At 31.4% G+C, this 26675-nt stretch carries 28 protein-coding genes and 1 pseudogene; 10 read left to right on the top strand and 19 right to left on the bottom strand.

The annotated features are described in order from the left end of the window. Positions 1–5 precede the first annotated feature (5 nt). The 16 genes from SR63_RS04340 to aspA all read right to left on the bottom strand — a co-directional run bounded on the left by SR63_RS04340 (position 6) and on the right by aspA (position 14364). Positions 6–431: a FoF1 ATP synthase subunit B' gene (locus tag SR63_RS04340; protein ID WP_002857723.1), complete on the bottom strand. Its 426-nt coding sequence runs from the start codon at positions 429–431 to the stop codon at positions 6–8. A 60-nt stretch (positions 432–491) separates the two neighbouring features. Next, entirely contained in the window at positions 492–1328 is an 837-nt protein-coding gene (locus SR63_RS04335) for a ParB/RepB/Spo0J family partition protein (RefSeq protein WP_002851919.1), read from the bottom strand. 5 nt (positions 1329–1333) lie between these two features. Then, on the bottom strand, positions 1334–2119 hold the full coding sequence (locus SR63_RS04330) for a ParA family protein (protein WP_002851697.1): 786 nt from the start codon (positions 2117–2119) through the stop codon (positions 1334–1336). After that, positions 2116–2769, bottom strand: a complete 654-nt coding sequence (locus SR63_RS04325; RefSeq protein WP_002854541.1) for a biotin--[acetyl-CoA-carboxylase] ligase — start codon at positions 2767–2769, stop codon at positions 2116–2118. The genes SR63_RS04330 and SR63_RS04325 overlap by 4 nt, the downstream gene beginning before the upstream one ends. After that, the gene (gene fmt / locus SR63_RS04320) at positions 2732–3649 is read right to left on the bottom strand and encodes a methionyl-tRNA formyltransferase (RefSeq protein WP_002866723.1); all 918 of its coding nucleotides are present in this window, start codon (positions 3647–3649) and stop codon (positions 2732–2734) included. The genes SR63_RS04325 and fmt overlap by 38 nt, the downstream gene beginning before the upstream one ends. Positions 3650–3722: 73 nt before the next feature. Continuing rightward, positions 3723–4478, bottom strand: a complete 756-nt coding sequence (gene proB / locus SR63_RS04315) for a glutamate 5-kinase (protein WP_002851769.1) — start codon at positions 4476–4478, stop codon at positions 3723–3725. 122 nt (positions 4479–4600) lie between these two features. After that, on the bottom strand, positions 4601–5638 hold the full coding sequence (gene obgE / locus SR63_RS04310) for a GTPase ObgE (protein ID WP_002866722.1): 1038 nt from the start codon (positions 5636–5638) through the stop codon (positions 4601–4603). Positions 5639–5746: 108 nt separating this feature from the next. Then, positions 5747–6001, bottom strand: coding sequence for a 50S ribosomal protein L27 (rpmA, locus tag SR63_RS04305; RefSeq protein ID WP_002800974.1), 255 nt, complete (start codon positions 5999–6001; stop codon positions 5747–5749). Positions 6002–6011: 10 nt separating this feature from the next. Next, the gene (gene rplU, locus SR63_RS04300) at positions 6012–6320 is read right to left on the bottom strand and encodes a 50S ribosomal protein L21 (RefSeq protein WP_002778820.1); all 309 of its coding nucleotides are present in this window, start codon (positions 6318–6320) and stop codon (positions 6012–6014) included. Between the two features lie 158 nt (positions 6321–6478). Further along, positions 6479–7681 carry a CsgG/HfaB family protein gene (locus SR63_RS04295; protein WP_002866721.1) on the bottom strand — a complete coding sequence of 401 codons (1203 nt, stop codon included), beginning with the start codon at positions 7679–7681 and terminating at the stop codon, positions 6479–6481. Between the two features lie 9 nt (positions 7682–7690). Then, the gene (locus SR63_RS04290) at positions 7691–9028 is read right to left on the bottom strand and encodes a DUF6844 domain-containing protein (RefSeq protein WP_002866720.1); all 1338 of its coding nucleotides are present in this window, start codon (positions 9026–9028) and stop codon (positions 7691–7693) included. A gap of 81 nt (positions 9029–9109) precedes the next feature. Continuing rightward, positions 9110–9733, bottom strand: coding sequence for a penicillin-binding protein activator LpoB (gene lpoB / locus SR63_RS04285; RefSeq protein ID WP_002851945.1), 624 nt, complete (start codon positions 9731–9733; stop codon positions 9110–9112). 23 nt (positions 9734–9756) lie between these two features. Continuing rightward, positions 9757–10125: a DUF1425 domain-containing protein gene (locus SR63_RS04280; RefSeq protein ID WP_063674871.1), complete on the bottom strand. Its 369-nt coding sequence runs from the start codon at positions 10123–10125 to the stop codon at positions 9757–9759. Between the two features lie 9 nt (positions 10126–10134). Next, positions 10135–11496 carry a COG3014 family protein gene (locus SR63_RS04275; protein WP_002866718.1) on the bottom strand — a complete coding sequence of 454 codons (1362 nt, stop codon included), beginning with the start codon at positions 11494–11496 and terminating at the stop codon, positions 10135–10137. A gap of 107 nt (positions 11497–11603) precedes the next feature. Beyond that, positions 11604–12941, bottom strand: coding sequence for an anaerobic C4-dicarboxylate transporter (locus SR63_RS04270; RefSeq protein WP_002857725.1), 1338 nt, complete (start codon positions 12939–12941; stop codon positions 11604–11606). Between the two features lie 16 nt (positions 12942–12957). Then, positions 12958–14364: an aspartate ammonia-lyase gene (gene aspA / locus SR63_RS04265; RefSeq protein ID WP_002854440.1), complete on the bottom strand. Its 1407-nt coding sequence runs from the start codon at positions 14362–14364 to the stop codon at positions 12958–12960. A gap of 270 nt (positions 14365–14634) precedes the next feature. On the opposite strand from aspA, the gene ung reads away from it, so the two are divergent. Together ung and SR63_RS04255 are read left to right on the top strand one after the other, a co-directional pair. Continuing rightward, the gene (gene ung, locus SR63_RS04260) at positions 14635–15330 is read left to right on the top strand and encodes a uracil-DNA glycosylase (protein ID WP_002876992.1); all 696 of its coding nucleotides are present in this window, start codon (positions 14635–14637) and stop codon (positions 15328–15330) included. Between the two features lie 119 nt (positions 15331–15449). Then, a complete protein-coding gene (locus tag SR63_RS04255) occupies positions 15450–16145 on the top strand; it encodes an aspartate/glutamate racemase family protein (RefSeq protein ID WP_002895094.1) in 696 nt (231 codons plus the stop codon). 193 nt (positions 16146–16338) lie between these two features. Here SR63_RS04255 and cydB read toward each other — a convergent pair whose 3' ends face one another. From cydB to SR63_RS04240, 3 genes are read right to left on the bottom strand one after another with little or no spacing between them, the layout of a single operon-like run. Continuing rightward, on the bottom strand, positions 16339–17463 hold the full coding sequence (gene cydB / locus SR63_RS04250) for a cytochrome d ubiquinol oxidase subunit II (protein WP_002865974.1): 1125 nt from the start codon (positions 17461–17463) through the stop codon (positions 16339–16341). After that, entirely contained in the window at positions 17463–19025 is a 1563-nt protein-coding gene (locus tag SR63_RS04245; protein ID WP_002865973.1) for a cytochrome ubiquinol oxidase subunit I, read from the bottom strand. The genes cydB and SR63_RS04245 overlap by 1 nt, the downstream gene beginning before the upstream one ends. Then, positions 19026–19259, bottom strand: coding sequence for a DUF4492 domain-containing protein (locus SR63_RS04240; RefSeq protein WP_002851632.1), 234 nt, complete (start codon positions 19257–19259; stop codon positions 19026–19028). A 113-nt stretch (positions 19260–19372) separates the two neighbouring features. Here SR63_RS04240 and cdtA point away from each other — a divergent pair, with 113 nt between their 5' ends. The 8 genes and pseudogenes from cdtA to SR63_RS04200 form a co-directional block, all read left to right on the top strand. Continuing rightward, a complete protein-coding gene (gene cdtA, locus SR63_RS04235) occupies positions 19373–20179 on the top strand; it encodes a cytolethal distending toxin subunit Cj-CdtA (RefSeq protein ID WP_002854626.1) in 807 nt (268 codons plus the stop codon). Then, positions 20176–20973, top strand: a complete 798-nt coding sequence (cdtB, locus tag SR63_RS04230) for a cytolethal distending toxin nuclease subunit Cj-CdtB (RefSeq protein WP_002865972.1) — start codon at positions 20176–20178, stop codon at positions 20971–20973. Before cdtA ends, cdtB begins: the two co-directional genes overlap by 4 nt. 10 nt (positions 20974–20983) lie before the next feature. Continuing rightward, positions 20984–21553 carry a cytolethal distending toxin subunit Cj-CdtC gene (gene cdtC / locus SR63_RS04225; protein ID WP_147498371.1) on the top strand — a complete coding sequence of 190 codons (570 nt, stop codon included), beginning with the start codon at positions 20984–20986 and terminating at the stop codon, positions 21551–21553. Positions 21554–21724: 171 nt separating this feature from the next. Beyond that, on the top strand, positions 21725–23407 hold the full coding sequence (locus SR63_RS04220; RefSeq protein ID WP_002865970.1) for a lactate permease LctP family transporter: 1683 nt from the start codon (positions 21725–21727) through the stop codon (positions 23405–23407). A gap of 119 nt (positions 23408–23526) precedes the next feature. After that, positions 23527–24267 (top strand): (Fe-S)-binding protein, encoded by a 741-nt coding sequence (locus SR63_RS04215; RefSeq protein WP_002859761.1) that lies wholly within the window; start codon positions 23527–23529, stop codon positions 24265–24267. Next, the gene (locus tag SR63_RS04210; RefSeq protein WP_002865969.1) at positions 24264–25703 is read left to right on the top strand and encodes a LutB/LldF family L-lactate oxidation iron-sulfur protein; all 1440 of its coding nucleotides are present in this window, start codon (positions 24264–24266) and stop codon (positions 25701–25703) included. Before SR63_RS04215 ends, SR63_RS04210 begins: the two co-directional genes overlap by 4 nt. Continuing rightward, a complete protein-coding gene (locus SR63_RS04205) occupies positions 25696–26352 on the top strand; it encodes a lactate utilization protein C (RefSeq protein ID WP_002865968.1) in 657 nt (218 codons plus the stop codon). Before SR63_RS04210 ends, SR63_RS04205 begins: the two co-directional genes overlap by 8 nt. 178 nt (positions 26353–26530) lie before the next feature. Continuing rightward, positions 26531–26675: pseudogene (locus SR63_RS04200) on the top strand (chemotaxis protein); the annotation flags it as partial.

Genomic DNA, 26675 nt, shown 5'->3' with positions numbered 1-26675 from the left:
TCCTCTTAAATTTTCTTTATGTTATTTTGCAAAGCTTGCTTAAGCTCAGGTAAATGTATGTTTAAATGTTCTTGCAACTCTTTTTTTTGAACGGCTAAATCTGCATAAAAACTGGCCATTTTTCTTTCTAATTCTTCTTTCTTGCTTCTAAGAATTTGCTCTGCCTCTTCTTTAGCAGCAGCTATAGCACTTTGTTTAATTTTTTGAATTTCTTCTCTAGTGTTAATATGAATAGCTTCTAATTCATCATTCACACCTAAAACTTCTTGAGAATTTTCTTTTACTTTATTCTCATCATTTTTTATAGAATCATTTCTTTCATCCATAAATTTTAAAAGCGGCTTATACAGCATACTATTTAAAATAACTATCATAGCTAAAAAAATAGCCATAGTAGCAAGCATTATGGAAGGATGCATATCTTCAAACATAATTCTCCTTGGTTAGAATTTTCGAAGGACTATTTTACCATAAAAAAGCTAAGATTTTGGTTAAAGCTTTTCAAGCATTTTGATTAATTTTTTAATTTTATCAATATTTTCTAAATGAATTACAAAATCATTATTTTTATTTTTGCAGTCAAATCCAAAGCGATTTAGTATTTGTTTTAATTTTTTTATTTCATCTTCAAATTCTTGATTAGGTAAGCTTTCATTATTTTTTATTTTTTTAACTATTTTTTCAGTATCTCTAACATTAAGTTTTTGACCTATTATGCTATCAACCAACATTTTTTCATCTTTTTGATCTAAACCAACCAAAACTTTAGCATGACCCTGAGAAATTTTTCCAGAAGCAATCAACTCTTGAGTTCTAATATCTAAATTCAGAAGTCTTAAAGTATTTGTTATTTGAGTACGAGACTTATGAATAAGTTCTGCTAAATTCTCTTGAGTAATTTTATGAACTTGCATTAAATCCTTATAAGAATTAGCAAGCTCAATAGGGTTTAAATTCTCTCTTTGTATATTTTCAATAAGAGCCAATTCTCTAAGCTTATTCTCATCAATATCAGCAATAAAAGCTAGAATTTCTTTTTTTCCTAATGCTTTCACTGCTCTTAAGCGACGTTCCCCAGCAATTAAAATAAATTTATTATTTTTTTTAAATACAATAATAGGCTGAATAAGTCCAAATTCTTTGATAGAATTAGCAAGTTCATCTAAAGCTTCTTGATCAAAATTCTTTCTTGGCTGAAATGGATTGGGTGAAATTTGATCAATTTCTATCATAGTGCTTTGATTTTTATCAAAACCCAATTCTTTACTATAAACAGTATCCATATCACTGATTAAACTACTTAAACCCCTATCTTTATTTAACCCCATTATAATTATCCTAATATAGAATACGCCAAATTTTGATAAGCAACAGAACCTGGCGATTTAATATCATAAAGAATTATAGGCTTTCCAAAACTTGGACTTTCTGCAAGTTTTACATTGCGAGGGATCACAATAAAGTCATCTTCGTTTCCATTAATAGTAAAAAGTTGTTTTTTAAAATTTTGTTTCAAATCATCTACAACATCTTTAGAAAGATTATTTTGAGAGCTATACATTGTCGGTAAAAATCCACGAACCCTGAGTTTAGAATTAATAGTTTTTTTGATAATTTTAATTGTATTTAAAACCATAGCTACACCCTCGAGCGCATAAAATTCACACTGTATAGGGATAATTACACTATCACTTGCTGCAAAAGCATTTATAGTAATACTTCCAAGAGCAGGCGGAGAATCAATAATAATAAAATCATATTCATCAATCACTTCTTGAATTTGATTTTTAAGCAGCATTTTTTTCTCATTATTTTCACCTTTAGCAAGCTCTTGTTCTATACCTACAAGACCTATATTTGAAGGAGCTAAATGAAGTTGTGGCAATTCTGTTTTTAAAATAATATCTGAAAGCTTTTTTCTTCCTATAAAAACATGGTAAATATTATACTCATAATTATTACGATTAAAACCAAGTCCTGTAGTCGCATTAGCTTGCGGATCAACATCAATCAAAAGTACTTTTTTTTCAGCCACAGCTAAAGAAGCGGCTAAATTTACTGCTGTTGTAGTCTTTCCTACTCCACCTTTTTGATTTGCTATTGTAATAATTTCGCTCATCTTAAACTATACACCCTTTTATCACCTAGTAAAATTGAACCATCTTCATACAAAAAAGAATTTTCAAGTGAAAAAACTTTACCTTCATGATGGACGCTAAATTTTCTTGATTTTTCAAATTCTAACATATACTTGCTAAAAATATTCTTCCATAAAATTTTTTTTTCTACTTTTTGCAAAAACTCACTCACTAAATCTTTAAGCGAAATTTCTATATCACATAAAGCTGTATTTTGGGGTGAAAATTTCAGATTTAAACCCATACCGCCTATGATAAAATTTGAAATTTTAGCACTTATAACCCCTCCAGCTTTTTTATCATCTAAATATAAATCATTAGGCCATTTAAGCCAAATTTTAGAACCTTTTTCTTGTAAAAGTTCTTTAAGTAAATAAGCAAAATAAATACTTACAGAAGCCAAAGGCAAATCTTTTGGCAAATCTTCTTCTTTAATACAAAAAGAAAGATGTAAATTTCCTTTAGAGCTTTGCCAAGAATTTTCCCTACTTCCAACTCCATTTGTTTGTTCTAAAGCATAAATAGCAAAATTTCCATCAATCTTTCCATTGCGTATTTGCTCGCATAAAAAAAGATGAGTTGAGTCTATACTTTCAACACAAACTATCTTCACTTTTAAGCCTTTTTCCATTTAAATAAGTCCTACCATCAAGAGCTTTTTTTCCACTTTCTTGAAGTTTTTTAATACGCAAAACTCCTTGTTTGCAAGCAAGCAAAAAACTTTCTTTTTCTAATTCTAAAATTTCACCCATCCTAGCATTTTGTTTTAATTCATCCACAAGTTCAAGCTCTAAGAATTTAAGTCCATTTTCCAAGAAAACTCCAGGCCAAGGGGTAAAAGCTAGATATTTTTGATAAAGTTCTCTTGCATTTTGCAAATTTATAAGCCCATCTTCTTTTTTGATTTTTCTACAAAGCGTTGCTAGACTTTCCTCTTGTTTTTTAGGGATAATTTTATCAAAATTTAAAAGAGTAGAGAGGATGAGCTTAGCGGCCAAATTTGCTAAAAGTTCAAAAACTTCACTTGAATTTTTATCTTTTATATCACACTCTAAGCTTTCAAGTACAGCACCTGTATCAAGCCCTTCTTCCATAAGCATGGTGCAAACTCCACTTTTTTCATCTTTATTTAAAATCGCACTTTGAATCGGACTGGCACCACGGTATTTTGGAAGTAAAGAAGCGTGCAAATTCACACAAGGTGCTAAATCCAAAATGGCTTTAGGTAAAATTTTTCCATAGGCAGCAACCACGATAAAATCAGGATTTAAATCCTTAATCTCTCTTATAATATTTTCATCTTTTAAAGAACTTGGAGTAAAAATAGGAATACTAGGATAATTTTGACTTAAAAAAGCCTTAGTATCACTTGGAGTTAAAATTTGCTTTCTACCTACGGCTTTATCAGGCTGGGTAAAAAGTGCTACGAGTTTAAAATTTTCATTTTCTACTAGTGCTTTTAAAATACAAGTTGCATAAGATGGAGTACCCATAAAAATAATTTTTTTCATTTTTTCGCTTTGTGTGAAATTAAAAGTTTTAATTATAACTTATTTGATTTTAAAAGAGAATTTAATAAATTAATCACTCAAACAAAGTTCCACCTATTTGCTTATCTTCTAATAAAAATGTCTTTGCCACACTTAAATCAAAGCCACTTGCTAAAAACATTTTTTTATTGTGTTCAAGTAAAAATTTAGCTGCTTTAAGTTTGGTTACTATACCACCTGTTCCGTGCTCACTACCTGTTTTTATGGTTGCTTGTAGCCATTCTTCTTTAATATGAGTGATTTTTTCTAAACGCTTTGCATCACTAAATTCACTAGGATTTTTATCATAAAATCCATCAATATCGCTTAAAATCACAAGCAAATCCGCATCAAAAAAATGCGTAGCATAAGCACTTAAGCTATCATTATCACCAAAGACAATTTCTTCTATAGCTGTAGCGTCATTTTCATTGATGATAGGTAAAATTCCTAAATTTATCATCATATCGATAGCATTTTTTGCGTGTTTAGTAGCTTTTCTAGAGTCAAAATCCTTGCCTGTAAGTAAAATTTGTCCGCCTAGTTTGTTAAATTTGGCTAAAAGTTCATTATAAACACTGATTAAAAAAGGTTGTCCAATAGCGGCTAAAACTTGTTTATTAATGAGGTTTTTTCTATCGATATCTAGTTTGGTGTGTCCTGCTGAAATAGCCGCTGAAGTTACTAAAATCACTTCATATTTTTCCATGAGTTTAGCTAAAAATGCGACTAAATTTTTAAGACGCTCAAAACTTAAAGTGTTTTCTTCGCTAATCACATGAGAACCCACTTTAACAACTATTCTTTTCATGCTTATTCCTTAAAAAATTTTTATAATTTTAGCCAAAATTTCATATAAACTAGTTATTTTTTGAAAAAATAGGGAGTGTTTGAAATTTTTAATATAAAACACTTCCTAGATTGTTAAAATTTTTATTTGTTATTTCTTAAAGTTTTAATTTCTTCTAAAAGCATGAATTTAAGTTCTTTAAGTCCTGTTTTTTCAAGGCTTGAGACTTTGATTAAAAAGCTTTGTGGGTTATTTATTTCTTTGAGATAATTTTCTAACTCATTAATGTTTAAAGTAATTTGCTCGGCAAATTCTTCTCCTAAATTAACACTATCACTTTTTGAAATCATGATACCAAATTTACGCCCAAAAAGTTCATTGGAAAATTTTTCAAGTTCTTTTCTTAGTACTATAAATTGTTCTTTTAAAGGCATTTGCCTCATAGGATCTAGCACGAAAAGTAAAAAGCTCGTTCTTTCTATGTGCTTTAAAAAGGCAAGTCCTAAGCCTTTACCCCCACTTGCTCCTTCGATAATCCCTGGAATATCAGCCATAACAAAGGAATTATACTCATCTACATCCACGAGTCCAAGTTTTGGAGTAAGGGTAGTAAATTCATAATTTGCAATTTCAGGTTTTGCATTTGAAACAACGCTTATAAGAGTAGATTTTCCTACATTTGGAAAACCTACAAGCCCTACATCGGCAATAAGTTTAAGTTCAAGTCTGACTAAGCGACTTTCTCCTTTTATACCAGGTTGTGCGTAATCGGGGCGTTGATTGGTGGCGTGTTTAAAATGAGTGTTGCCAAGTCCGCCTTTTCCACCTTTTAAAAAAAGCTCTCTTTGTCCTTCTTTGGTAAGATCGAGTAAAATTTCATTAGTTTGTGCATCGATAACTTGCGTTCCTTCGGGTACTATAAGTTCTAAATTTTCACCTTTTTTGCCATTTTTATTGCGTCCCATTCCACCAGCACCATTTTGTGCGCGTAATTCTCTTTTGCCTTTGAAATTTACAAGAGTGTGGGTATTATTATCACATACGAAAATAATATCGCCACCATTTCCACCATCTCCCCCATCAGGGCCACCAAGTGGAACATGTTTTTCACGACGAAAACTTACAGCACCTTTACCACCATCGCCTGAAGCTAAAGTAATTTTAACACTATCAATAAACATTTAAATTGCCTTTGACTTTAAATTTATAAAGCTAAATTTGAGCAAATAAAAAGAAGTTAAATTTATAAATTTAAAGTTTTCAAGACGCTAAAAAAGCGTCCTAAAAACTTATGCAGGGTATACAGAAACTTTTTTTCTATCTTTATCTTTTCTTTCGAATTTTACAAAACCATCAATCAAAGCAAAGATAGTATGATCTTTCCCCATACCTACATTGTTACCTGCATGAGTTGCAGTTCCTCTTTGGCGGATGATGATATTTCCAGCTCTAACAAACTCGCCACCAAATTTTTTAACACCTAAACGACGACCTATAGAATCGCGGTTATTTTGAGTTGAACCTTGACCTTTCTTGTGTGCCATTCTTTACTCCTTAAGCTTTGATATCTTTTACTACAACGCGAGTAAATTGTCTTCTAAAACCGCGTTTGAGTTTAGAATCTTTTCTGCGTCTTTTTTTGTAAATCACAACTTTTTTATCTTTTCCGTGATTGATCACTTCCAAAACAACTTTTGCACCTGCTACGAAAGGCGCACCTACCTTTAATTCTTTATCATTGATAGCAAGAACTTCGCTTACTTCAATACTTGCTTTGCTTTCAGCTTCAAAGTGATCTAGTTTTAGCTCATCGCCAACACTTACTTTGTATTGCTTTCCGCTGTGTTTGATAATAGCATACATTGCTTTTCCTTATAAATTGGTAGTACCATAAAGCACCGCAATAACGGATTTAAAAGCTTTAGTGGTTTAATAAAATTTCGATTTTACAAAATTTTTCTTTAATTTTTGATGAATTTAAGAAAGGATTTAGAGTTTGAGAAAAATCAAACTCTAAAAATTTAAAATCCCAGATTTACTCCGCCACCTTCTTCGGTTTGATAATTTGCATCACGACCTATAGTGTAGCCATTTCCACTATTGCTACCAATTAAAGGTCTACAAATATCGCCCACTTTTACACCACCTTCTGTGATTTTTGCATAAGAAAGTTTAGGGCTTGTGCGAGTGATTTCAATACTTCCTGTTTTGTTTTCTACTCTTCCTATATTTTCTTTTGTATAAGTATCTTTTATAGCCTTGCCAAGAGCAAAACATTCATAAACATCACCTTGATTTAAGCTTTGAGAAAATACTACTTCATTGTTTTCAACGCTTGCAACTTTCAAAGGATAAATTGCATTTAAAATATCTCCTGCAATACGATTTGCAATTTGTTTGAGTGCAGCTTCATTGGCACTAAGACTATTGTCTTTAAGATTGACTTTCATACTTAAAGTATTAGAAAATTTAATTTGTCTTGTAGCAAATAAAAGCACACGATAATCTACGATAACTTCAATTTCAGTTTTGCTTTTTCCTGTTAAATTGCTTGTTTTTTGTTTACCTTCAAGTCCTGAAATAGAAAACAATAAAATATAATCTGTTGCTAACACATTTTTAAGTTTATAAACTTCATCGCTAGCTGCGTCGCCACTTTTGATTAAAGCTTTTTCCATTTCATAATAGCCACTAGAATCACGGTCTAAAACATTAAATTTACGACTTTGCAATAAATCGGAAATGATTTTTTGTTGCAAAGCTGAGCCTATACCTCTTTTTGCAGCATCTGGAGTAGAATCAAAAACAGTAATACTTCTTCTATTATCTGCACTTAAACCTGGAGCTTGATACTTTTTTGTTGTTGTGGTTTTAAAAATCGTTACATTGGCTGTATATTTACCATTTGCATCTTGTTCAACACTATTGATTTCATAAGTATCGGCTCTACCTTTGGTGGCTTTTGAAATTTGCTCGCTGTAATTATCTTGTATGTTTGAACCTGAATTATCAGTTGAAACACTAGTGTTAGATTTCTTAAGAGAATTGATGCTTACTCCGCTCATTTTTCCTATAGCTTCTATAATGGCATTGTTTATCGCATCTTCCCTAGTCAAGCCTGTGCCTTCGCCTGTGCTTGATTTTGTTGAAGTTGTGGTTATAACTTTAGCATTAAGACTTAGGCTTAAAAATAAGCCTAAAAAAAGAATTTTAATTATTTTCATCTTTTACCTTTAAAAATCATCCATGCTATTTACAACATTAGAGCTTCTTTGTATGCTAGAAGATTTTTTAGCTTCATTTTTTGTTGTATTTGACTTTGAATTTAAAGCCTCATTTGTGTTAGCTAAATTTTCATAAGAATAAAATCTCACAGCTCCTACATGTTCAATACCATTTTCACTTGTATAACTCCATTTTTTAAGAGTACGAATACCACGAATTTTACCGCTTGCGCTTGCTTTTATTTTACTATTTACTTTATCAATAATATTTGTTATGTTTTGAGTTTGTTCTTGAGTGGAACTATCATTAACATTAATACTTTGTTTGATGATTTCCTCGTAAGTATCACCAGTTGTTCTTTCATCTTTAAGACTTAAATTTGTATTAATAAACTCTATAATAGCAGCATCAGCCATAGTAAGTGCTGTTTCTTTGGCTCTATCTTCTAAAATATTTGTTTTTTTAGCATTGCTAGGATCTGCTACATAACCCCAGTTTCCATAACTTAAAATAATAGGCGCACCATTTTCATCATAAACTAAGCGAATTCCATATTCATTTAAAAAGCCTTTTGTATCTTTTGGCAGATACTCACTTATTGCCTTGCCTTTACCCTTAATAGCACTCTGTCTTGCTAGTGCCATATCTTTTGCTAATTGGCGAGTTTTATTGGAAATAACAGCAATAACACCTACATCATACTCACCTCTTCTTTGTGTAACTATAGTTTGCACAGGAACAAGTCCACTCATAGAACCTATGGCATTTGTCATGGTTTTATTAAGAAATTCTTGCTTTAATAAAGTCTTTTTTCTGTCTTCGCTTAAAGAATTTGTATCTATACCTAAATCTTTTAATGCCTTATCAAGCTGAGCACCAGCTAATTGTGTAAGTTTATTTAAAATTTGATCAACCTTATCACCTTTTGGCAATTCATCAAATTCCTTAGCATTAGTAGAATTATCTGCTTCATAATTTTGAATCTTGCTTGTAGCAATTCTTCCAAAAGCATCTCTTATAAATTCGCTTTGTAAATTTAACATTGCTTTTTGATAAGCATTTTGTAAAGCTTGTGCAAATTGTGGATCAGTATCATTTACAGCAACAGTACTTTTTCCTGTATAAAAAGTTTTTCCATCTTTGGTTATACCATATTCTATACCGAAATTATCCGCAAATTCTTCAAAAAAATCTTCAATTGATTTTGGGGTAATATCCTTAGTGCTTGCATCAGACATTTCATTTTGAGTATTTATATCTTGTTGTGTAATTTCTACAGGCTGGGAACCTTGTGCATAAAGTAAACTTGCCATAACTAAAGAGCCGATAAATAATATTTTTTTCATTTCATATCCTTTTAAAAATCATAAAAAAAGCTCAAGCTAAACACTTGAGCTAAAAATTTTATTCATAAATTAATTTTTATTTTACCAAGTAACTGATTTGCTAGAACCGGTTTTATCAATAGTTTGCTCATCTTCCCAATAAACTAAACCTGATGTTAGATCAGTAAGTCTTAACAAGAAAAAGTATTCTACTTGAGTTTTACCATTGCTAAGTTTTACATTATCTTGTCTAATTTTACCCGCAAGAGAAAAATCAGGCGATACCAATGTCCCTTTTTTTGCTATGGTTTTTTGATTAAACTCATCATTATCTCTTAATTCTCTTACATCTTCACTCATGCTATCAAGTGCTCCGCCTGCAGCAACTGCTGAAGTTAGAACAAATTTACCTGATTTTCTTAATGCAGAAGTGATTTTTGCGGTAAGTTTTTCAGTATCGATTCTTTGCGGGGTATCATTCACAACCCTACCAATAGCAATAACCTTTCTTGTACCTGGTTTAATATTTGCAAAAGCAGGATCGCTTAACATACTATTTATCATAGTTTCAGCTGCACTTTCAAAATCTTGTCTATCAAGACCCAAGGTTAAAGCATCGCCTTTTTTCACTTGACTTGCCTTTCCATCTGTATAAGCTGTTTGCGCACAACCACTAAAAAGCAAAGCTCCAATAAGAGCTGTTCCTAAAATTTTTGTTTTTTTCATGATTTATCCTTCCTAAAATGAGATTAATTTTTTGCTTTAATTTCTAATCTAAAATCCTTCGCTCTTGTATCAGATGCAAGTTTACGAAGAATCACCTCTTGTCCTGCTGGAATTCTAAGGGCTTGATAGTCCTCATTTAAAACATCTCTTAGCACAAAACTATCTTTATCTAACCAATCCACTTTATAAATTAAATCTTTAGCAAAAGTACTGCGTAAAATCACTTCAAATTCTAAATAACCATTGCTATTTATACGCTTTTGAAACTGTTTTACTAAACTTTTTGGTAAATTTGAACCTAAAATTACAGTATTTTGATTTGAATTTATTTGATAACTTGGCGCACAAGCACTAAGTAAAAACATTAAAATAAATAAAATATTTTTTTTCATCTTTTAGCCTTATTTTTCCATGATAGCAACACTTGCAGGTAAATACGGAGCAAAAGAACGCACTACAACAAGAGCATTTTTATTTTTATCCAATGATTTTTGAAACAAAATATTGCCTTGTGGATCTTTGATTTCTAAATTTCCGTCGTTTTCTATTGTTGCTATGGCAATACTTTTTGGCAAACCTCTCCAAGAACGCACATCAGCTTTGTTGGTTGCAGCAGTTGCTACTGCTGTTGCAAGACTTAGCCATCCACCTGTAGAGTCATTATTTGCAACAGCTACATTTAAAGTGGTTTTAATTATAGTTTGAGCTAAGGCTTTAGCAATCATTGCAGGCATATTTATTTTAAATTCAGTAGCAACAATATTGTCTAAATCTACAAAATCATTTGTATTTTGACCATTTATATTTAAATTTGCAAAAGAAGCTTCCCTTTTTTTCAAGGTTTGTAAAGCAATATTTGTGCTAATAATTTTTTTATCCACTATAAAAGGTAAGGTTAAAGCAAATTCATCCTTAACTACACCAAATCCATTTTCATAAACTACAAAAACATATTTTTTAGCTTTTTTGACTTTTATTTTTGTGGCATATTCTTTAAAAATTTTAGCCTCTTTTTTGATAGTTTTATTTTTTGGATAAATAATAGCTACTTCTCTCAATAAATCTGCAGCTTTTCTATAATCTTTATCCATAAAGAAAAATATTGAAGCAAGATAAGTCGCATAAGGATTTATGAAATTTTTTGTTGTATCAAACTCTTTAAACAAGTTATCGTATTGTGCTTCTATAACTTTTGAGTTTTCATTCATATTTTTATCATAATTTTTATCTTCTTTTGCCTTATCTAAATCAGCACGATTTTTCTCAATTTCTTTAGCAAAATATTCTTTTGCCTTATCTTGACGCATTAAAGCACGATTAAACTCAACTCTTGCATTTTCATAATCATCTTCTTCCATATAGTTTAGAGCTTTATATATATTAACCATAATTCTTTCATATAAAGAACCATCATAATCAACTATAGTATCATTAAGCAAGGTTGTACCAACAAATTTAGCTGCTTTAGAGCCTACATTTTCTAAATCCACATCATATTTATAAGATTCTTCCGCAGCATCAAAAAATACATTACTTTTGTTAAAATCACCACAATTTCTAGCAATCAAACCTGCATTTAATCCTGTATAAATGACATCATCATTTTTTTTAATTTTTTCTAAATTTTGATTGAAAAAATCATCACCACAATATTTTTGTGTTAAAGCATTTTCAAATGTTGTATTTTGTTTAACCTGATTAACACAAGCTGTTAAAAAAAGGCAAACAATACCTGAAAAAATCAACCCAACTTTTATCTTCATTAAATTCCTTTCTTAAAGAAAATTAAAAATGAATATTATAGCGTAGTATATACTTAAAAACTAATGAAAAAATTTTAACCCTAGGAGAGAAAAACCTAGGGTTTGATTTAAATAAGCATAGGAGCTAATACAAAGCCTAATGCTACAGCAATTGCAATAGCTAAAACTCCTGGTATAAAGAAAGAGTGATTAAATATAAATTTACCAATTCTAGTCGTTCCTGTATCATCCATTTGCACAGCACCGAGTAAGGTTGGATAAGTTGGAAGCACAAAAAGTGCCGAAACTGCTGCAAAACAAGCTACAAGCATATAAGAATCATGCGGATTTGCTGCTGAAATTCCTAAAGCAGTGATAATTACAGGTACAATGGCCTTTGCGGTTGCTGCTTGAGAATATAAAAGCATGCTTGCAAAGAAAAATGCAACTGCTAACATAGCAGGGGTTTGTTTAACCCAGTCGCCTGCTACTTCTTTAATAGAAGCTTCGTGTCCTGCAACAAAAGTATTTCCAAGCCATGCTACACCAAAAACACAAACACAAGCAGTCATACCACTTTTAAATACGCTGGTATCAAGAATTTTACCTGGTTCAACTTTACAAAGCCAAGTGATCAAAGTTGCTGCAGTAAGTAAAAAGCTCATAATAGCTGCATCTCTTGGAACCACAACAGGATCAATCCATTTAATATTGCTTGAAATTGCGGTTGCATAAAGTACAACTGCCAAAACAGTGATCAAGAAAATTCCTACTGAAAGTTTAGCACCTGGTTTATCTTCACCATGTAAAATAGCTCCTGCATCTTTAACAAGTCCTGCTTTTAAGCGTTCTTGATAAACGCTATCTTTGCTTAAATCCATAGGAGTGATTAAACTCACTATAAAAGCTGTAAGCATACAAGCTATAAAAGTTGTACTGATCCAAATTCCAATTAAAGTTGGATAATTCCATCCAAGTGGCTCTAAAACGCCACTCATATAAACCACAGCTGCACTCACAGGAGAAGCAGTGATTCCAATTTGCGAAGAAACAACCATTAATGAAAGTGGAACACTAGGTTTTATATTTTGAGATTTTGCAACATCAACTACAACAGGCATTAAAGAAAATACTGCATTTCCTGTTCCTGCTAAGATTGTAAGCAACCATCCACAAGCTGGAGCTAAATAATTTATAAATTTAGGGCTTGATCTTAAAATTTTTTCTGTCACCCTTACCATATAATCAAGTCCACCTGCTTGTTGCATAGCAGAAATTGCTGCAATAGCTGCAGCAATAATTAAAATAACATCCCAAGGAATATTACCAGGTTTCATACCTAAAACAAGTCCTAGTATAACTACACCTAATCCTCCAGCATAACCTATAGCAATACCGCCTAGGCGAATACCGATAAAAATCGCCCCAAGAAGGACGATTACTTGCAAAATTATCATTATATCCATATTAAATCCTAAAATGCTATTTTTTAGCTTCCATGTGAGGATTTAGCATATTTGATGGAGTTAAAATTTCATCAATTTGTTCTTTACTTAAAAGCCCTCTTTCAAGCGCAATATCAGCCACTCTTTTTCCAGTATTCATTGCCTCTTTAGCTATAGAAGCTGAATTTTCATAACCAATATAAGGATTTAAAGCTGTTACTATACCTACTGAATTATAGACGAAGTCTGAACAAATTTTTTCATTTGCAGTAATACCATCTATACATTTATCAGCTAAAGTATACATTGCTTTTTCTAGCATTACAATAGAATTAAATAAGCTATACGCTGCAACTGGTTCAAAAACATTAAGTTGTAATTGTCCACCCTCACAAGCAAAAGTTACAGTTACATCTGCTCCAATAACAAAATAACAAACTTGATTAACTACTTCAGGAATAACAGGATTTACCTTACCTGGCATAATAGAACTACCTGGTTGCATTTTTGGAAGATTAATCTCATTAAGACCACATTTTGGACCACTGCTTAAAAGTCTTAAGTCATTACATACTTTAGAAAGTTTTGTTGCAACACGTTTTAAAACACCTGAAATTTGTACATAAGCTCCCGTATCTTGAGTCGCCTCGATCAAATCCTCAGCCACAGTATATTCAAAACCTGTCACTTCTCTTATTTTTCTTTCTACAACCTTCGGATAATCAGGATGAGAATTAATTCCCGTTCCAATAGCAGTTCCACCCAAATTGATCTCTAAAATTAATTTTCTAGCTTCTAATACTCTTTGTATATCTTCGCCTATCATTACAGCAAAAGTTTTAAATTCACGACCTAAAGTCATAGGTACAGCATCTTGCAGTTGGGTTCTACCCATTTTAAGAACATCTTTAAATTCTTCAGCTTTTCTCTCATAAGCTTTTTTTAGATGTTCCATAGCTTTTGCCAAATCACTTAAATAATCATGCAAGGCAAGGTGTAAAGCTGTAGGATAAGCATCATTAGTACTTTGACTTAAATTAACATGATCATTTGGATGAAGATATTGGTATTCACCTTTTTTATGACCCATAAGTTCAAGTCCTATGTTCGCTATAACTTCATTAGCATTCATATTTGTACTTGTTCCAGCACCTCCTTGGATCATATCTACTACAAATTGATCATAATACCCGCCTTCTAAAATTTTATCGCACGCTTTAATAATCGCATCTTGGATATTTTTATCTAAAAGACCTAATTCATGATTTGCCATAGCTGCAGCTTTTTTTACTCTAGCCAAAGCTCTAACAAAGCGAGGAAAATCTTTTAATCTATCATGAGAAATATCAAAATTTTCAACAGCTCTAAAAGTTTGCACTCCATAATAAACCTCATCAGAGATTTCTAATTCCCCAATAAAATCATGTTCTTTTCTTGTTCCCATTTTGAACCTTTCATAAAAGTATTTTAATTTAAAATCAAAAATTTTTGATTTAAATCATAAAATAATGATATTGCATTTTTAGTTAATAATTGGTTAACAATAAAACTACTTTCAAATACAATAAATTAAGTATTTTTATATCCTATTATGTCTTTATATTTAATTTTTATTAATATAAAAAATTTTATTTACTTCAAAAAAAATTAATATATTTTTGCAAGCTTTTTTGTTAGAATAAAATTTTTAATAATTTAAATAATTAGGGATAATATGGAAGAAATTACAATAAACATAGATAAGATTAAAATAAATGATGACTGGAAAGAATTTTTAAGAGACGAATTTCAAAAAAAATATTTTCTAGAAATCAAAAAACAATACCTAAATGCGATTAATCAAAATATAATTATTTATCCACCTGCAAATTTAATCTTTAATGCTTTTAATTTATGTCCTTTAAAAGAAATTAAAATTATTATCCTAGGACAAGATCCTTATCATCAACCAAATCAAGCAATGGGGCTTAGTTTTTCGGTTCCAAAAAATGTAAAAATCCCACCAAGTCTTAATAATGTTTTTAAAGAATTGCAAAATGATTTAAACATCACCCCAGCAAAAAGCGGAGATTTAAGCTCTTGGGCAAAACAAGGAGTTTTGCTCTTAAATTCTATTCTTAGCGTTGAAGCAAATAAAGCAGCTAGCCATAGTTCGTGGGGTTGGCAAGAATTTAGTGATGCTATAATACATAAATTAAGCAATGAAAAATCAGGGCTTGTTTTTATGCTTTGGGGAAATTACGCAAAAAACAAGGAGATTTTGATTGATAATGCTAAGCATTTGATTTTAAAAGCAGCCCACCCAAGCCCTTTAGCTAGAACAGGATTTTTAGGTTGTAAGCATTTTTCAAAGGCTAATGAATTTTTAAAAAAAGTTGGTAAAATTCCTATAGATTGGAAAATAGTTTAAAAAATTATTTTAAATTTTAATAAAAATATTAAAATATATTTATTTATTTAAAAATAAATCATATTTCTATGAAATATATTGTAATAAAATAACTCAAAAATTAATTCTTAAGGAGAAAAATGAAAACCATTGGTATTATAGGCGGAATGAGTTTTGAAAGCACTATTACTTATTATAAAACAATAAATCAAGCTATAAATGATAAATTAAAATCTTTAAATTCTGCAAAAATTTTACTTTACAGTGTTAATTTTGAAGAAATAGAAAATTTACAAAGCCAAGATAAATGGCAAGAAGCTGCACAAATTTTGACTCAATGTGCTAAAAAATTAGAACTTGCAGGGGCTAATTTTATAATAATTGCAACTAATACTATGCATAAGGTTTTTGATGAAATTCAACAAAATATAAATATCCCTATTTTGCATATTGCAAAAAGTTCTGCTAAGGCTTTAAAACAAGAAAACATACAAAAAATTGGTTTATTGGGTACTAAATACACAATGACGCAGGATTTTTATAAAAAAATACTGATTGAAGAAAATATTAGCGTTATTACTCCTAGTGATGAAGATATAAAAATCGTTAATGATATTATTTTTAATGAGCTTTGCAAAGGTGAAATCAAGCAAGATTCTAAAGAAAAATATTTAAATATTATAAATAAACTACAAGAAAAAGGGGCAAAGGGAGTACTTTTAGCTTGCACTGAAATTGGTTTATTAATATCCAAAAATGATACAAATATCAAAATTTTTGATACAAGCCTTATTCACGCCCTTGATGCTGCCAATGAAGCTTTAAAAGATTTATGATTAAAAGATGCTCAAAAATGGGCAAATTGCAATATTTTGAAAAGATTTATACTTATATCGGTTTAAATCTTATCTTGCTTTATAGTTTGCTATCTTTTTCTAATTGATTGATATTTAGCATTATAAATTTATAGCTTAGATAAATTACTAAAGGCCAAGCCAATAAAAACAAAGCATGTAACATTTTTTCTCCTTAATATGCGTGATCATCGTTTGCGATTTCTTCGCGTGTGATTTTTACTTTATCCATTGCATTCCAAACATAGATAATATAAGCTAAAACAAAAGGTACAAGTAAAGATACATAAGCCATGACGCTTAGAGTATAATAGCTTGAACTTGCATTTTTTAAAGTTAAAGAACTTTGCAAATCATTTAAAGATGGGTAAAAAGCACTTTGACCTAAACCAATGCTTGATAATAAAGCAAAAACCGTTAAAACCGTTCCAAGTCCTAGGGTAAAAATAGCTTTAGAGCAACCTTTTGCTCCTTGAACCATACCTAAAAGCACTAAAATCACACCGATAGCAAGCAAGATAGCAAAAATCATTTGATTTAAGAAATTATATAAATACAAATTCGCACTCATGCTTACAACTCCATTGGCATCTACGCTAAAACCATCTTTTAAAAAAATCCACGCTAAAAAACCTAAGAAAAAAGGTAAAAATAAAATACTATTGATCATAAGTTTTTTCATAGCTCTTATTTTGATATTCTCATCATTGATATTGTTCATAAAATACGCTGCGCCTAAAAGTCTTGCTAAAAATACTAAAGCTAAGCCTAAGAGATAATTAAAAGGATTGAGTAAAAGTTCTAAGCCGTGCAAAGGGTTTTGCCAAGAAACAAAATTATGCTCATTTAAGATAAATTCAGAACCGCTAAAAAAGCTACTTACTGCAACTCCGATTAAAAATACACCTAAATAACCATTGATTTTAAGAAAAATTTCATAGGTTTTAGAGCCATAAACATTATTTTCTTTTTTACGATACTCATAAGCCACAGCTTGTAAAATAAAACAAAATAAAATACAAAGCCAAGCCCAATAAGCTCCGCCAAAACTTGTACTATAAAAAAGTGGAAAAGCTGCAAAAGCTGCTCCGCCAAAAAGCACGAGAGTTGTAAAACCAAGCTCCCATTTACGCCCTAAAGAATTGACTAGCATGGTTTTTTCAAGCTCATCCTTGCTAAGCTCATCGATTAAAGTCTGTCCACCTTGGACAAAAAACATAAAAACCAAAAGTCCGCCGAGCAAACTTAAAATCAACCACCAATAAATTTGCAAACCTTCAAGTTCTAAACCAAAAAACATTATTTTTCTCCTTTGCCCATAAGTGGAGTATGTCCTGCATGTGCGTCAAAACCTTTTTTAATCTGAGTAAGTATGATTTTAACTTCTGCAATCAATAAGGCTGTAAAAAGTACTGCAAAAATCCAAAATGAAATTTGAACATTGACTTTTCCAAGTTGTGTTGCTGCGATATGTACGGGAAGTAAGTCTTGAATTGCCCAAGGTTGTCTGCCTACTTCAGCAACAATCCAGCCTGCTTCAGCGGCGATATAACCCAATGGAATGGATAACAAACACACCCAAAGTACTTTTCTAAATTTCTCAATATCATTTGCCATAGTAAGATAAAGTGTAACGATGAAAAGTAAAAAGAAAAAACTTCCTAAAGCAACCATGATGTGAAAGCTATAAAAAGTTAAAGCCACAGGCGGAATAGTATCACTTGGTTTTTCTAAATATCCATAACCAAAATCTTTAAAATGAGTTTCTAAAATGGATTTGTGATTTTCCATAGCTATTGTATCATTGTTTTCTTTAGCAAGTTTATAGTCTTTTAGAGCTTGTATAGCGATTTTTCCTCTATCGATACGATTTTGCATAGGTTCTATACCTTTACTTTCATTTCCATAGATCAAATCTTCAATTCCTGGAACAAAAGAATTTGGATCACGGTTTCCTAGTATAGAAAGAGCGTAAGGTATAGTAATGTCAAATAAAAACACACTTTCGTTATTATCTATGGTTTTTTTAGGATTTAAAATTCCAAAAGGCACAAGCCCTGCACGATGTTCACCTTGATAAACCCCTTCCATAGCTGCAAGTTTCATAGGTTGAGTTTGAGTTACACGATAAGCACTTTCATCTCCACTGAAAAATAAAAAGATTGAACAAACCAAACCAAAACTAGCTCCTACAACTAAGCTTTTTTTAGCCTCGATAATATGGCGTCCCTTTAACATAAACCAAGCTGAAATTCCCATTACAAATAAAGCTGAAATCACATAACCACTGCCTATGGTATGTAAAAATTTTGAAATAGCTACAGGAGAAAGCGCTACTTCAAAAAAGTTTTGCATTTCATTTCTTGCTGTATCAGGGTTAAAGCTCATTCCTACAGGATATTGCATCCAACCATTTGCCACTAAAATCCAAAAAGCAGAAAGATTGCTTCCTATAGCCACACACCAAGTTGAAAGTAAGTGAAAACCCTTACTTACTTTATCCCAGCCAAAAAACATAACTGCAAAAAAAGTAGCCTCTAAGAAAAATGCCATAATACCTTCAACCGCCAAAGGTGCACCAAAAATATCGCCCACAAACCAGCTATAATTTGCCCAGTTTGTTCCAAATTCAAATTCCATTATAATACCTGTAGCTACACCGATAGCAAAATTTATGGCAAATAATGAAAGCCAAAATTTGGTGATTTTTTTCCATCTTTCATTTTTGGTTTTTACATAGATGGTTTCCATGATAGCAATCATAAAAGACAAGCCTAAGGTTAAAGGCACAAACAAAAAATGATAAAGTGCAGTTAAAGCAAACTGCGCTCTTGACCAATCAACGCTACTAAGTTCGTTCATTTATTTTCCTTCGAGTGTAAGATTTTTGAGTACAAAAGTGCTTTTTTCTTTGTCGCTTTTAAAAATAGAATTAAAATTTACATCAAAAACAAAAAGTTTTAAAATCACAAACATAACAAAAAGTTTGATAAAGATAATTTTCCAAAGAGTTTTTCCAAGAGTTAAATTTTTAAAACCTTCTTTGTAAAAATTAAAAATTTGAGAGATACTAAAATATAAGTGTTTAAGATACATGATAATTCTACCTTTAAAAACAACAAAAATAAAACATTTTTAAAAAGCGAAAAATTATAATGAAATTTATGTTATTATTTTCTTAAAAATTTAAATACATATCAAGGTTTTTAATGCAAAAAATTATAGTTTTTATTTTATGTTGTTTTATGACTTTTTTTCTTTATGCATGTTCTTCTAAATTTGAAAATGTAAATCCTTTGGGGCGTTCATTTGGAGAATTTGAAGATACTGATCCTTTAAAACTAGGACTTGAACCTACTTTTCCTACCAATCAAGAAATTCCAAGTTTAATTAGCGGTGCTGATTTAGTACCTATTACTCCTATTACCCCACCTTTAACTAGAACAAGCAATAGTGCCAACAATAATGCAGTAAATGGGATCAATCCTCGCTTTAAAGACGAAGCTTTTAATGATGTTTTAATTTTTGAAAATCGCCCTGCGGTTTCTGATTTTTTAACCATTTTAGGCCCTAGCGGAGCAGCTTTAACGGTTTGGGCTTTAGCACAAGGAAATTGGATTTGGGGCTATACTTTAATCGATAGTAAAGGATTTGGCGATGCTAGAGTTTGGCAACTTTTGCTTTATCCTAATGATTTTGCAATGATTAAAAATGCCAAAACCAATACTTGTCTTAATGCTTATGGTAATGGAATTGTCCATTATCCTTGCGATGCAAGCAATCACGCACAAATGTGGAAACTTATCCCTATGAGCAATACAGCGGTTCAAATTAAAAATTTAGGAAATGGAAAATGCATACAAGCACCTATTACAAATCTTTATGGTGATTTTCACAAGGTTTTTAAAATTTTTACCGTAGAGTGTGCAAAAAAAGATAATTTTGATCAACAATGGTTTTTAACCACTCCGCCTTTTACCGCAAAACCTTTATATCGCCAAGGAGAGGTACGATGAAAAAAATTATATGTTTATTTTTATCTTTTAACCTTGCTTTTGCAAATTTAGAAAATTTTAATGTTGGCACTTGGAATTTGCAAGGCTCATCCGCAGCCACAGAAAGCAAATGGAGTGTTAGCGTAAGACAACTTGTAAGTGGAGCAAACCCCTTAGATATCTTAATGATACAAGAAGCAGGAACTTTACCAAGAACAGCCACTCCAACAGGACGCCATGTGCAACAAGGTGGAACACCTATTGATGAATATGAGTGGAATTTGGGAACTCTTTCAAGGCCTGATAGGGTTTTTATTTATTATTCTCGCGTTGATGTAGGAGCTAATCGTGTAAATTTAGCTATAGTTTCAAGAACGCAAGCTGAAGAAGTGATTGTTTTACCTCCACCTACTACAGTTTCAAGACCTATTATAGGAATTCGCAATGGAAATGATGCTTTTTTCAATATCCATGCTTTAGCCAATGGAGGAACAGATGTAGGAGCAATTATCACAGCTGTAGATGCACATTTTGCAAATATGCCTCAAGTTAACTGGATGATAGCAGGGGATTTTAACCGTGATCCTTCTACTATAACAAGTACAGTGGATAGAGAATTAGCAAATAGAATTAGAGTGGTTTTTCCAACTAGTGCAACTCAAGCAAGCGGAGGGACTCTTGATTATGCAATTACAGGAAATTCAAACAGACAACAAACCTATACTCCACCGCTTTTAGCTGCGATTTTAATGCTTGCAAGTTTAAGATCTCATATAGTTTCGGATCATTTTCCAGTAAATTTTAGAAAATTTTAGGACATTTAATATGAAAAAAATTATTACTTTGTTTTTTATGTTTATAACTTTAGCCTTTGCAACTCCTACTGGAGATTTGAAAGATTTTACCGAAATGGTTTCTATAAGAAGCTTAGAAACGGGAATTTTTTTAAGCGCCTTTAGGGATACCTCAAAAGATCCTATTGATCAAAATTGGAATATTAAAGAAATTGTTTTAAGCAACGAGTTAAAACAAAAAGATAAATTAGCTGATGAACTTCCTTTTGGTTATGTGCAATTTACAAATCCAAAGGAAAGCGATCTTTGTTTGGCTATCTTAGAAGATGGAACCTTTGGAGCAAAATCTTGTCAAGATGATCTAAAAGATGGTAAATTAGAAACTGTATTTTCTATAATGCCAACAACAACTTCAGCTGTGCAAATTCGTTCTTTAGTTTTGGAATCTGATGAATGTATAGTAACTTTTTTTAATCCAAATATTCCTATACAAAAACGCTTTGGAATAGCCCCTTGCACCCTAGATCCTAATTTTTTTGCTGAAGTAAATGAACTAATGATTATAACCCCACCTTTAACAGCTGCTACCCCTTTAGAATAAGATTTTTATCTTGTTCTATTTTTATATTTATTTAATATTTATGATATTACTAAAATACACAAAATAATTAATAACAATACAATGTAATTTACTTTGCTCTATAATTTTTTTATTTTAATTTAATTTTTTGTTACAATAAATTTATACATAATAATTATCAAGGAGGAAAAATTGGAACAAATTTTAACATGGCAACAAATTTATGACCCTTTTTCAAACATTTGGCTAAGTGCTTTAGTAGCATTTTTACCTATACTATGTTTTTTAGTTTGTTTGGTTGTTTTAAAACTTAAAGGCTATCAAGCAGGTTTTTTAACTGTTATACTTGCTACTTTGGTAGCTTTATTTGCCTATAAAATGCCTTGGAATTTGGTGGGTGCAAGTTTTATTCAAGGCTTTACAAATGGTATGTGGCCTATAGCTTGGATTATCATCGCGGCAATCTTTCTTTACAAACTTTCTATCAAGTCAGGTTCTTTTGAAATCATTAAAAAAAGCGTGATGAGTATTACTCCAGATCATAGAATTCAAGTGATTTTAATAGGTTTTTGTTTTGGTTCATTTTTAGAGGGTGCTATAGGTTTTGGTGGTCCTGTGGCTATAACTGCTGCACTTTTAGTAGGACTTGGCTTGCGTCCTTTGCAAGCTGCAGGGCTTTGTCTTATCGCAAATACTGCTCCTGTTGCTTTTGGTGCGGTGGGAATTCCTATTATTGCTATGGCAAATCTTGTTGGCATAGAACAGCATTCAGTTTCTGCCATGGTAGGTAGAATGCTAGTTCCTTTAAGCCTTACTATACCTTTTTTCATAGTTTTTTTAATGGATGGATTTAAAGGCGTTAAAGAAACTTTTCCAGCTATTTTAGTTGCGGCGCTAAGTTTTACAACTACTCAATTTTTAAGCTCAAATCACTTAGGAGCGGAATTGCCTGATATTATTTCAGCTGTGGTTTCTTTAGCGGTTACAACTATATTTTTAAAATTTTGGAAACCAAAAAATATTTTTAGATTTGATAATGAAAGCAATTTCACTCAAGATAACACCCTAAGTTTTAATCAAATTTTAAAAGCTTGGTCACCTTTTATTTTACTCATTATTTGTATTATCATTTGGACACAACCTTGGTTTAAAGCTCTTTTTGATAAAGATGGTATTTTAAGTTATACAAGCATTACTTTACAATTTAGTAATATCACAACTGGAATTTTAAGTCCTTCAGTTACTGGCATAGGAGAAGCTAAGCCTTTATCTTTGGCCTTGGGTGTAGATTTAATCAATGGAAAAACCGTAGCTCAAGCAGGAACAGCAATTTTACTTGCCGCTTTTCTAACTATAGCTATTTTAAAAATCAAAGCCGAAGATGCTGCAGAATGCTTTTGGGCTACTTTAAAAGAAATGGCCATACCTTGTATCACTATAGGTTTAGTTGTGGCTTTTGCTTTCATTTCTAAAAATAGCGGTATGAGCACTACCTTAGGGCTTGCTTTTGCACACACAGGCGATGCTTTTTCTTTCTTTTCACCAATCATTGGTTGGATAGGGGTATTTTTAACAGGCTCTGATACAAGTGCTAATTTACTTTTTGGAACCTTGCAACAAGTAAGCGCTCAAAAACTAGGTATTAGTGAAGCTTTATTTTTAGCAGCTAATTCAGTAGGTGGAGTCGTTGGAAAGATGATCAGTCCGCAAAGCATTGCTATAGCTTGCGCGGCGGTTGGACTTGTAGGAAAAGAATCTGATCTTTTCAAATTCACATTAAAATATTCTGTAGCTTTTATTGTTTTAATAGGAATTTGGACTTGCATTATAGCTTTTTTCTTACAAGGAATCATCCCTGAAGTTATAGTGAAATAATTAAAAATTTAAGTTTTATTTCAACAAATATTCGTTTTTAGAATATTTGTTGGAAATTTTACTTTGCTTTTATTTTTACAGGATTAGAATATTTATCCTAAATTATCCCAAAAGGAGAGATGATGAAAAAGGTGTATTTTTACGCCACATGCTTAGGAACTGCTGCTATGCAACAAAGCGTTTTAAATGCAATAAAACTTTTAAGGCGTGAAGGTATTGAAGTGATTTTTAAAAAAAATCAAACCTGTTGTGCTCAACCTTCTTTTAACTCAGGTTATTTCGATGAAAGTCGTGAGATTGCTTTATATAATGTAGATTTATTTGATAAAGATTATCCCATCGTTGTGCCAAGTGGTTCTTGTGCGGGTATGATGAGTCATGACTATAAAGAACTTTTTAAAAACAGACCTGAATTTTCTAAAGTCAAAGATTTTAGCTCTAGGGTTATAGAACTTTCACAATACCTTGATGAAGTTTTAAAAGTAGATTATGAAGATAAAGGTGCACCTATAAAAGTAACTTGGCATTCTAATTGCCATGCTTTAAGAGTGCAAAAAAGCATACAAGCAAGCAAGAATCTTATCAAAAAACTAAAAAATGTAGAATTAGTAGAACTTCAATACGAAGAAGAATGTTGTGGTTTTGGCGGAACTTTTTCAGTAAAAGAGCCTGAAATTTCAAATGCTATGGTAAGAAGTAAAATTAAAGATATACAAAATAGCGGTGCAAAATATCTCATCAGTGGCGATGGAGGTTGTCTTTTAAATATAGATGGTACCATGAAAAGAATGGGTTTAGATATAAAAGGCATACATTTATATGACTTTTTACTTAAACGCTTAGAAGGAGAAAGACTATGAGTCAAAAAATTCCTCACGAACAAATCGTTCAAATTAAACTCAATGACAAGCAAATGCAAGAAAATTTAATGACTGCCATGCATACTTTACAAAAAAATAGACTCAATGTTATTGATGCTAGATTTAAAGACTGGCAGGGTTTAAGAGCTAAAGCTAAACAAGCTAAAAACAATGCCTTAATGAGTTTAGAAGAAAGGCTTTTAGAATTTGAAAAAAATGCTACAAAAAATGGCATTAAAGTGCATTGGGCAAGTAGTGATGAAGATGCCTGTGAAATCGTCTATGAAATCATGAAAGAAAAAAATATTACCAAGCTTTTAAAAGGTAAATCTATGGCAAGCGAAGAAATAGGCCTAAATCACTACCTAGAAAAAAAAGGTTTAAAAGCTATAGAAACCGATCTTGGAGAGCTTATTTTACAGCTTAATGAAGAGCCTCCTTTACATATAGTTGTACCTGCTATACATAGAAACCGCCATGAAATCGGAGAAATTTTCAAAGAAAAATTAGGAGCAAATTTAGAAAACGATGAACCTGAAAGTTTAAATGCGGTAGCTAGAGAACATTTAAGAAAAGATTTTGAAGGCTTAAAACTTGGACTTAGTGGGGTCAATTTTGCCATGTCAAGAGAAGGAGCTTTTTGGCTTATAGAAAATGAAGGAAACGGTAGAATGTGCACTACAGCACCTGATATTCATATCGCACTTTGTGGCATAGAAAAAGTCATGGAAAGCTTTGAAGATGCGGCTACTATGGTTTCTTTACTCACTCCTTCAGCCACAGGACAATTTATACCAACTTATAACAATATCATTACAGGCCCTAGAAAAAATGGGGATTTAGATGGCCCTAAAGAAGTACATGTGATTTTATTTGATCACAATCGTTCTAAAATGCTAGCTCATGAGGATTATTACGAAGCTTTGCGTTGTATTCGATGCGGGGCTTGTATGAATTTTTGCCCTGTTTATGATCAAATCGGCGGACATGCCTATCAAACCACTTATCCAGGACCTATAGGAGAAGTAATCAGTCCTAATATTTTTGGCATAGATCATACAGGAGATATTTTGAATTTCTGTTCACTTTGTGGGCGTTGTTCTGAAGTTTGTCCAGTGCAAATTCCTTTGGCTGATCTTATTCGCAAATTAAGATGCGATAAAATAGGACAAGGTAAAAATCCACCTTTAGGAGCAAACAAAGTTCATCACAATGCCCTAGAAGCCTTTGCTTTTAAACAATTTAAAAATATCGCAACCAATGGCGATAAATGGCGTTTTTCACTTTCAAAAGCACATTATTTCAACTGGGCAGTGCAAAATTTCGCAAACGTTTTGCCTGTGATTAAAAAATGGTACGCTTTTAAAGAATTACCTCAAATTAAAATGGATCTTTATAAAGAAGTGCAAAAACTAGAAGGAGTAAGCTATGAGTAAAATCGATGAAATTTCAAGCAAAAGTAAAGCAAGTATTTTAGAACATCTTAAAAAAGCTTACAAAGAAACAGACTTTACGCGTATTGAAAGTATAGATCCTGTAGAACATATCCAAACCACCCAAGATATGCTTACAGAAATGAAGCAAAAAATGAGCGATAACAAATACATCGTTGAAAATGCTACAAAAGATACCTTAGAAGAAAAAATCAATGAAATTGTCGCAAAATATGGCTTTAAAAGTATGATTTATGGGGCGGATTTAAATTTAGATTTAGAACAGATCAAGGCAGAAAAGAAGATTTGCTTTGATAAAGAAATCGAAAATCTAAGATCTGAAGTTTTTCATAGTGATTTTTCCATCATTCACGCAAGAGCAGGGGTAAGCTCTCATGGAGTTGCACTTATACCTTCAAGTAAAACCCAACCTAGAATGCTAAGCCTTGCACCTAAACTTTGCGTAGTATTACTTAAAAAAGAAAATGTTGTTAAAAGTCTTAGCGAAGCTTTAAATTTAGTAAAAAAAGAAAATGAAATTTTACCTACTAATATCTTATTTATAGCAGGGCCTTCAAGAACAGCAGATATAGAACTTATCACTGTTTTTGGTGTTCATGGGCCACAAATTGCACATATTATTATTTACTGATTCTATACTAGAATCAGTAAGTCTTAATTTTTAATATTAATTATATATATTTTTTATACTATACAAATATAAATAAAATAAATAATTTCTAATTAATAATATTTTAATAAAATATTATGTAATATTTCACTCAAATATATTAAATTAATTTTAAATACAAAAATTAAAGAAGGTGCTTTTGGATAAATTAATTCCAACTTGGAATGAAAAATACAGTATTCATGATACAATGATTGACATTCAACACCAAAAACTTTTTGAACTTGCAGGCAAGGTTGAAAGTGCTGTTTATAAATTTGTAAAACGAGAAGAACTCAAAGAAA

Source organism: Campylobacter sp. 2014D-0259 (assembly GCF_008000505.1).
GTDB lineage: Bacteria > Campylobacterota > Campylobacteria > Campylobacterales > Campylobacteraceae > Campylobacter_D > Campylobacter_D jejuni.
This window is presented reverse-complemented; position numbering and strand designations above follow the sequence as displayed.

Bases quoted from the DNA above. Each gene is read 5' to 3' on its own strand.
- SR63_RS04245 (WP_002865973.1), bottom strand. From the start codon at position 19,025: ATGAACGAACTTAGTAGCGTTGATTGGTCAAGAGCGCAGTTTGCTTTA.
- SR63_RS04255 (WP_002895094.1), top strand. From the start codon at position 15,450: ATGAAAACCATTGGTATTATAGGCGGAATGAGTTTTGAAAGCACTATT.
- cdtB (WP_002865972.1), top strand. From the start codon at position 20,176: ATGAAAAAAATTATATGTTTATTTTTATCTTTTAACCTTGCTTTTGCA.
- SR63_RS04280 (WP_063674871.1), bottom strand. From the start codon at position 10,125: ATGAAAAAAAATATTTTATTTATTTTAATGTTTTTACTTAGTGCTTGT.
- fmt (WP_002866723.1), bottom strand. From the start codon at position 3,649: ATGAAAAAAATTATTTTTATGGGTACTCCATCTTATGCAACTTGTATT.
- SR63_RS04210 (WP_002865969.1), top strand. From the start codon at position 24,264: ATGAGTCAAAAAATTCCTCACGAACAAATCGTTCAAATTAAACTCAAT.
- SR63_RS04205 (WP_002865968.1), top strand. From the start codon at position 25,696: ATGAGTAAAATCGATGAAATTTCAAGCAAAAGTAAAGCAAGTATTTTA.
- SR63_RS04295 (WP_002866721.1), bottom strand. From the start codon at position 7,681: ATGAAAATAATTAAAATTCTTTTTTTAGGCTTATTTTTAAGCCTAAGT.
- SR63_RS04330 (WP_002851697.1), bottom strand. From the start codon at position 2,119: ATGAGCGAAATTATTACAATAGCAAATCAAAAAGGTGGAGTAGGAAAG.
- rplU (WP_002778820.1), bottom strand. From the start codon at position 6,320: ATGTATGCTATTATCAAACACAGCGGAAAGCAATACAAAGTAAGTGTT.
- ung (WP_002876992.1), top strand. From the start codon at position 14,635: ATGGAAGAAATTACAATAAACATAGATAAGATTAAAATAAATGATGAC.
- cdtA (WP_002854626.1), top strand. From the start codon at position 19,373: ATGCAAAAAATTATAGTTTTTATTTTATGTTGTTTTATGACTTTTTTT.
- SR63_RS04340 (WP_002857723.1), bottom strand. From the start codon at position 431: ATGTTTGAAGATATGCATCCTTCCATAATGCTTGCTACTATGGCTATT.
- SR63_RS04290 (WP_002866720.1), bottom strand. From the start codon at position 9,028: ATGAAAAAAATATTATTTATCGGCTCTTTAGTTATGGCAAGTTTACTT.
- cdtC (WP_147498371.1), top strand. From the start codon at position 20,984: ATGAAAAAAATTATTACTTTGTTTTTTATGTTTATAACTTTAGCCTTT.
- rpmA (WP_002800974.1), bottom strand. From the start codon at position 6,001: ATGGCACACAAGAAAGGTCAAGGTTCAACTCAAAATAACCGCGATTCT.
- SR63_RS04240 (WP_002851632.1), bottom strand. From the start codon at position 19,259: ATGTATCTTAAACACTTATATTTTAGTATCTCTCAAATTTTTAATTTT.
- SR63_RS04215 (WP_002859761.1), top strand. From the start codon at position 23,527: ATGATGAAAAAGGTGTATTTTTACGCCACATGCTTAGGAACTGCTGCT.
- proB (WP_002851769.1), bottom strand. From the start codon at position 4,478: ATGAAAAGAATAGTTGTTAAAGTGGGTTCTCATGTGATTAGCGAAGAA.
- SR63_RS04275 (WP_002866718.1), bottom strand. From the start codon at position 11,496: ATGAAGATAAAAGTTGGGTTGATTTTTTCAGGTATTGTTTGCCTTTTT.
- lpoB (WP_002851945.1), bottom strand. From the start codon at position 9,733: ATGAAAAAAACAAAAATTTTAGGAACAGCTCTTATTGGAGCTTTGCTT.
- cydB (WP_002865974.1), bottom strand. From the start codon at position 17,463: ATGTTTTTTGGTTTAGAACTTGAAGGTTTGCAAATTTATTGGTGGTTG.
- SR63_RS04325 (WP_002854541.1), bottom strand. From the start codon at position 2,769: ATGGAAAAAGGCTTAAAAGTGAAGATAGTTTGTGTTGAAAGTATAGAC.
- obgE (WP_002866722.1), bottom strand. From the start codon at position 5,638: ATGTTTATTGATAGTGTTAAAATTACTTTAGCTTCAGGCGATGGTGGT.
- SR63_RS04335 (WP_002851919.1), bottom strand. From the start codon at position 1,328: ATGGGGTTAAATAAAGATAGGGGTTTAAGTAGTTTAATCAGTGATATG.
- aspA (WP_002854440.1), bottom strand. From the start codon at position 14,364: ATGGGAACAAGAAAAGAACATGATTTTATTGGGGAATTAGAAATCTCT.
- SR63_RS04270 (WP_002857725.1), bottom strand. From the start codon at position 12,941: ATGGATATAATGATAATTTTGCAAGTAATCGTCCTTCTTGGGGCGATT.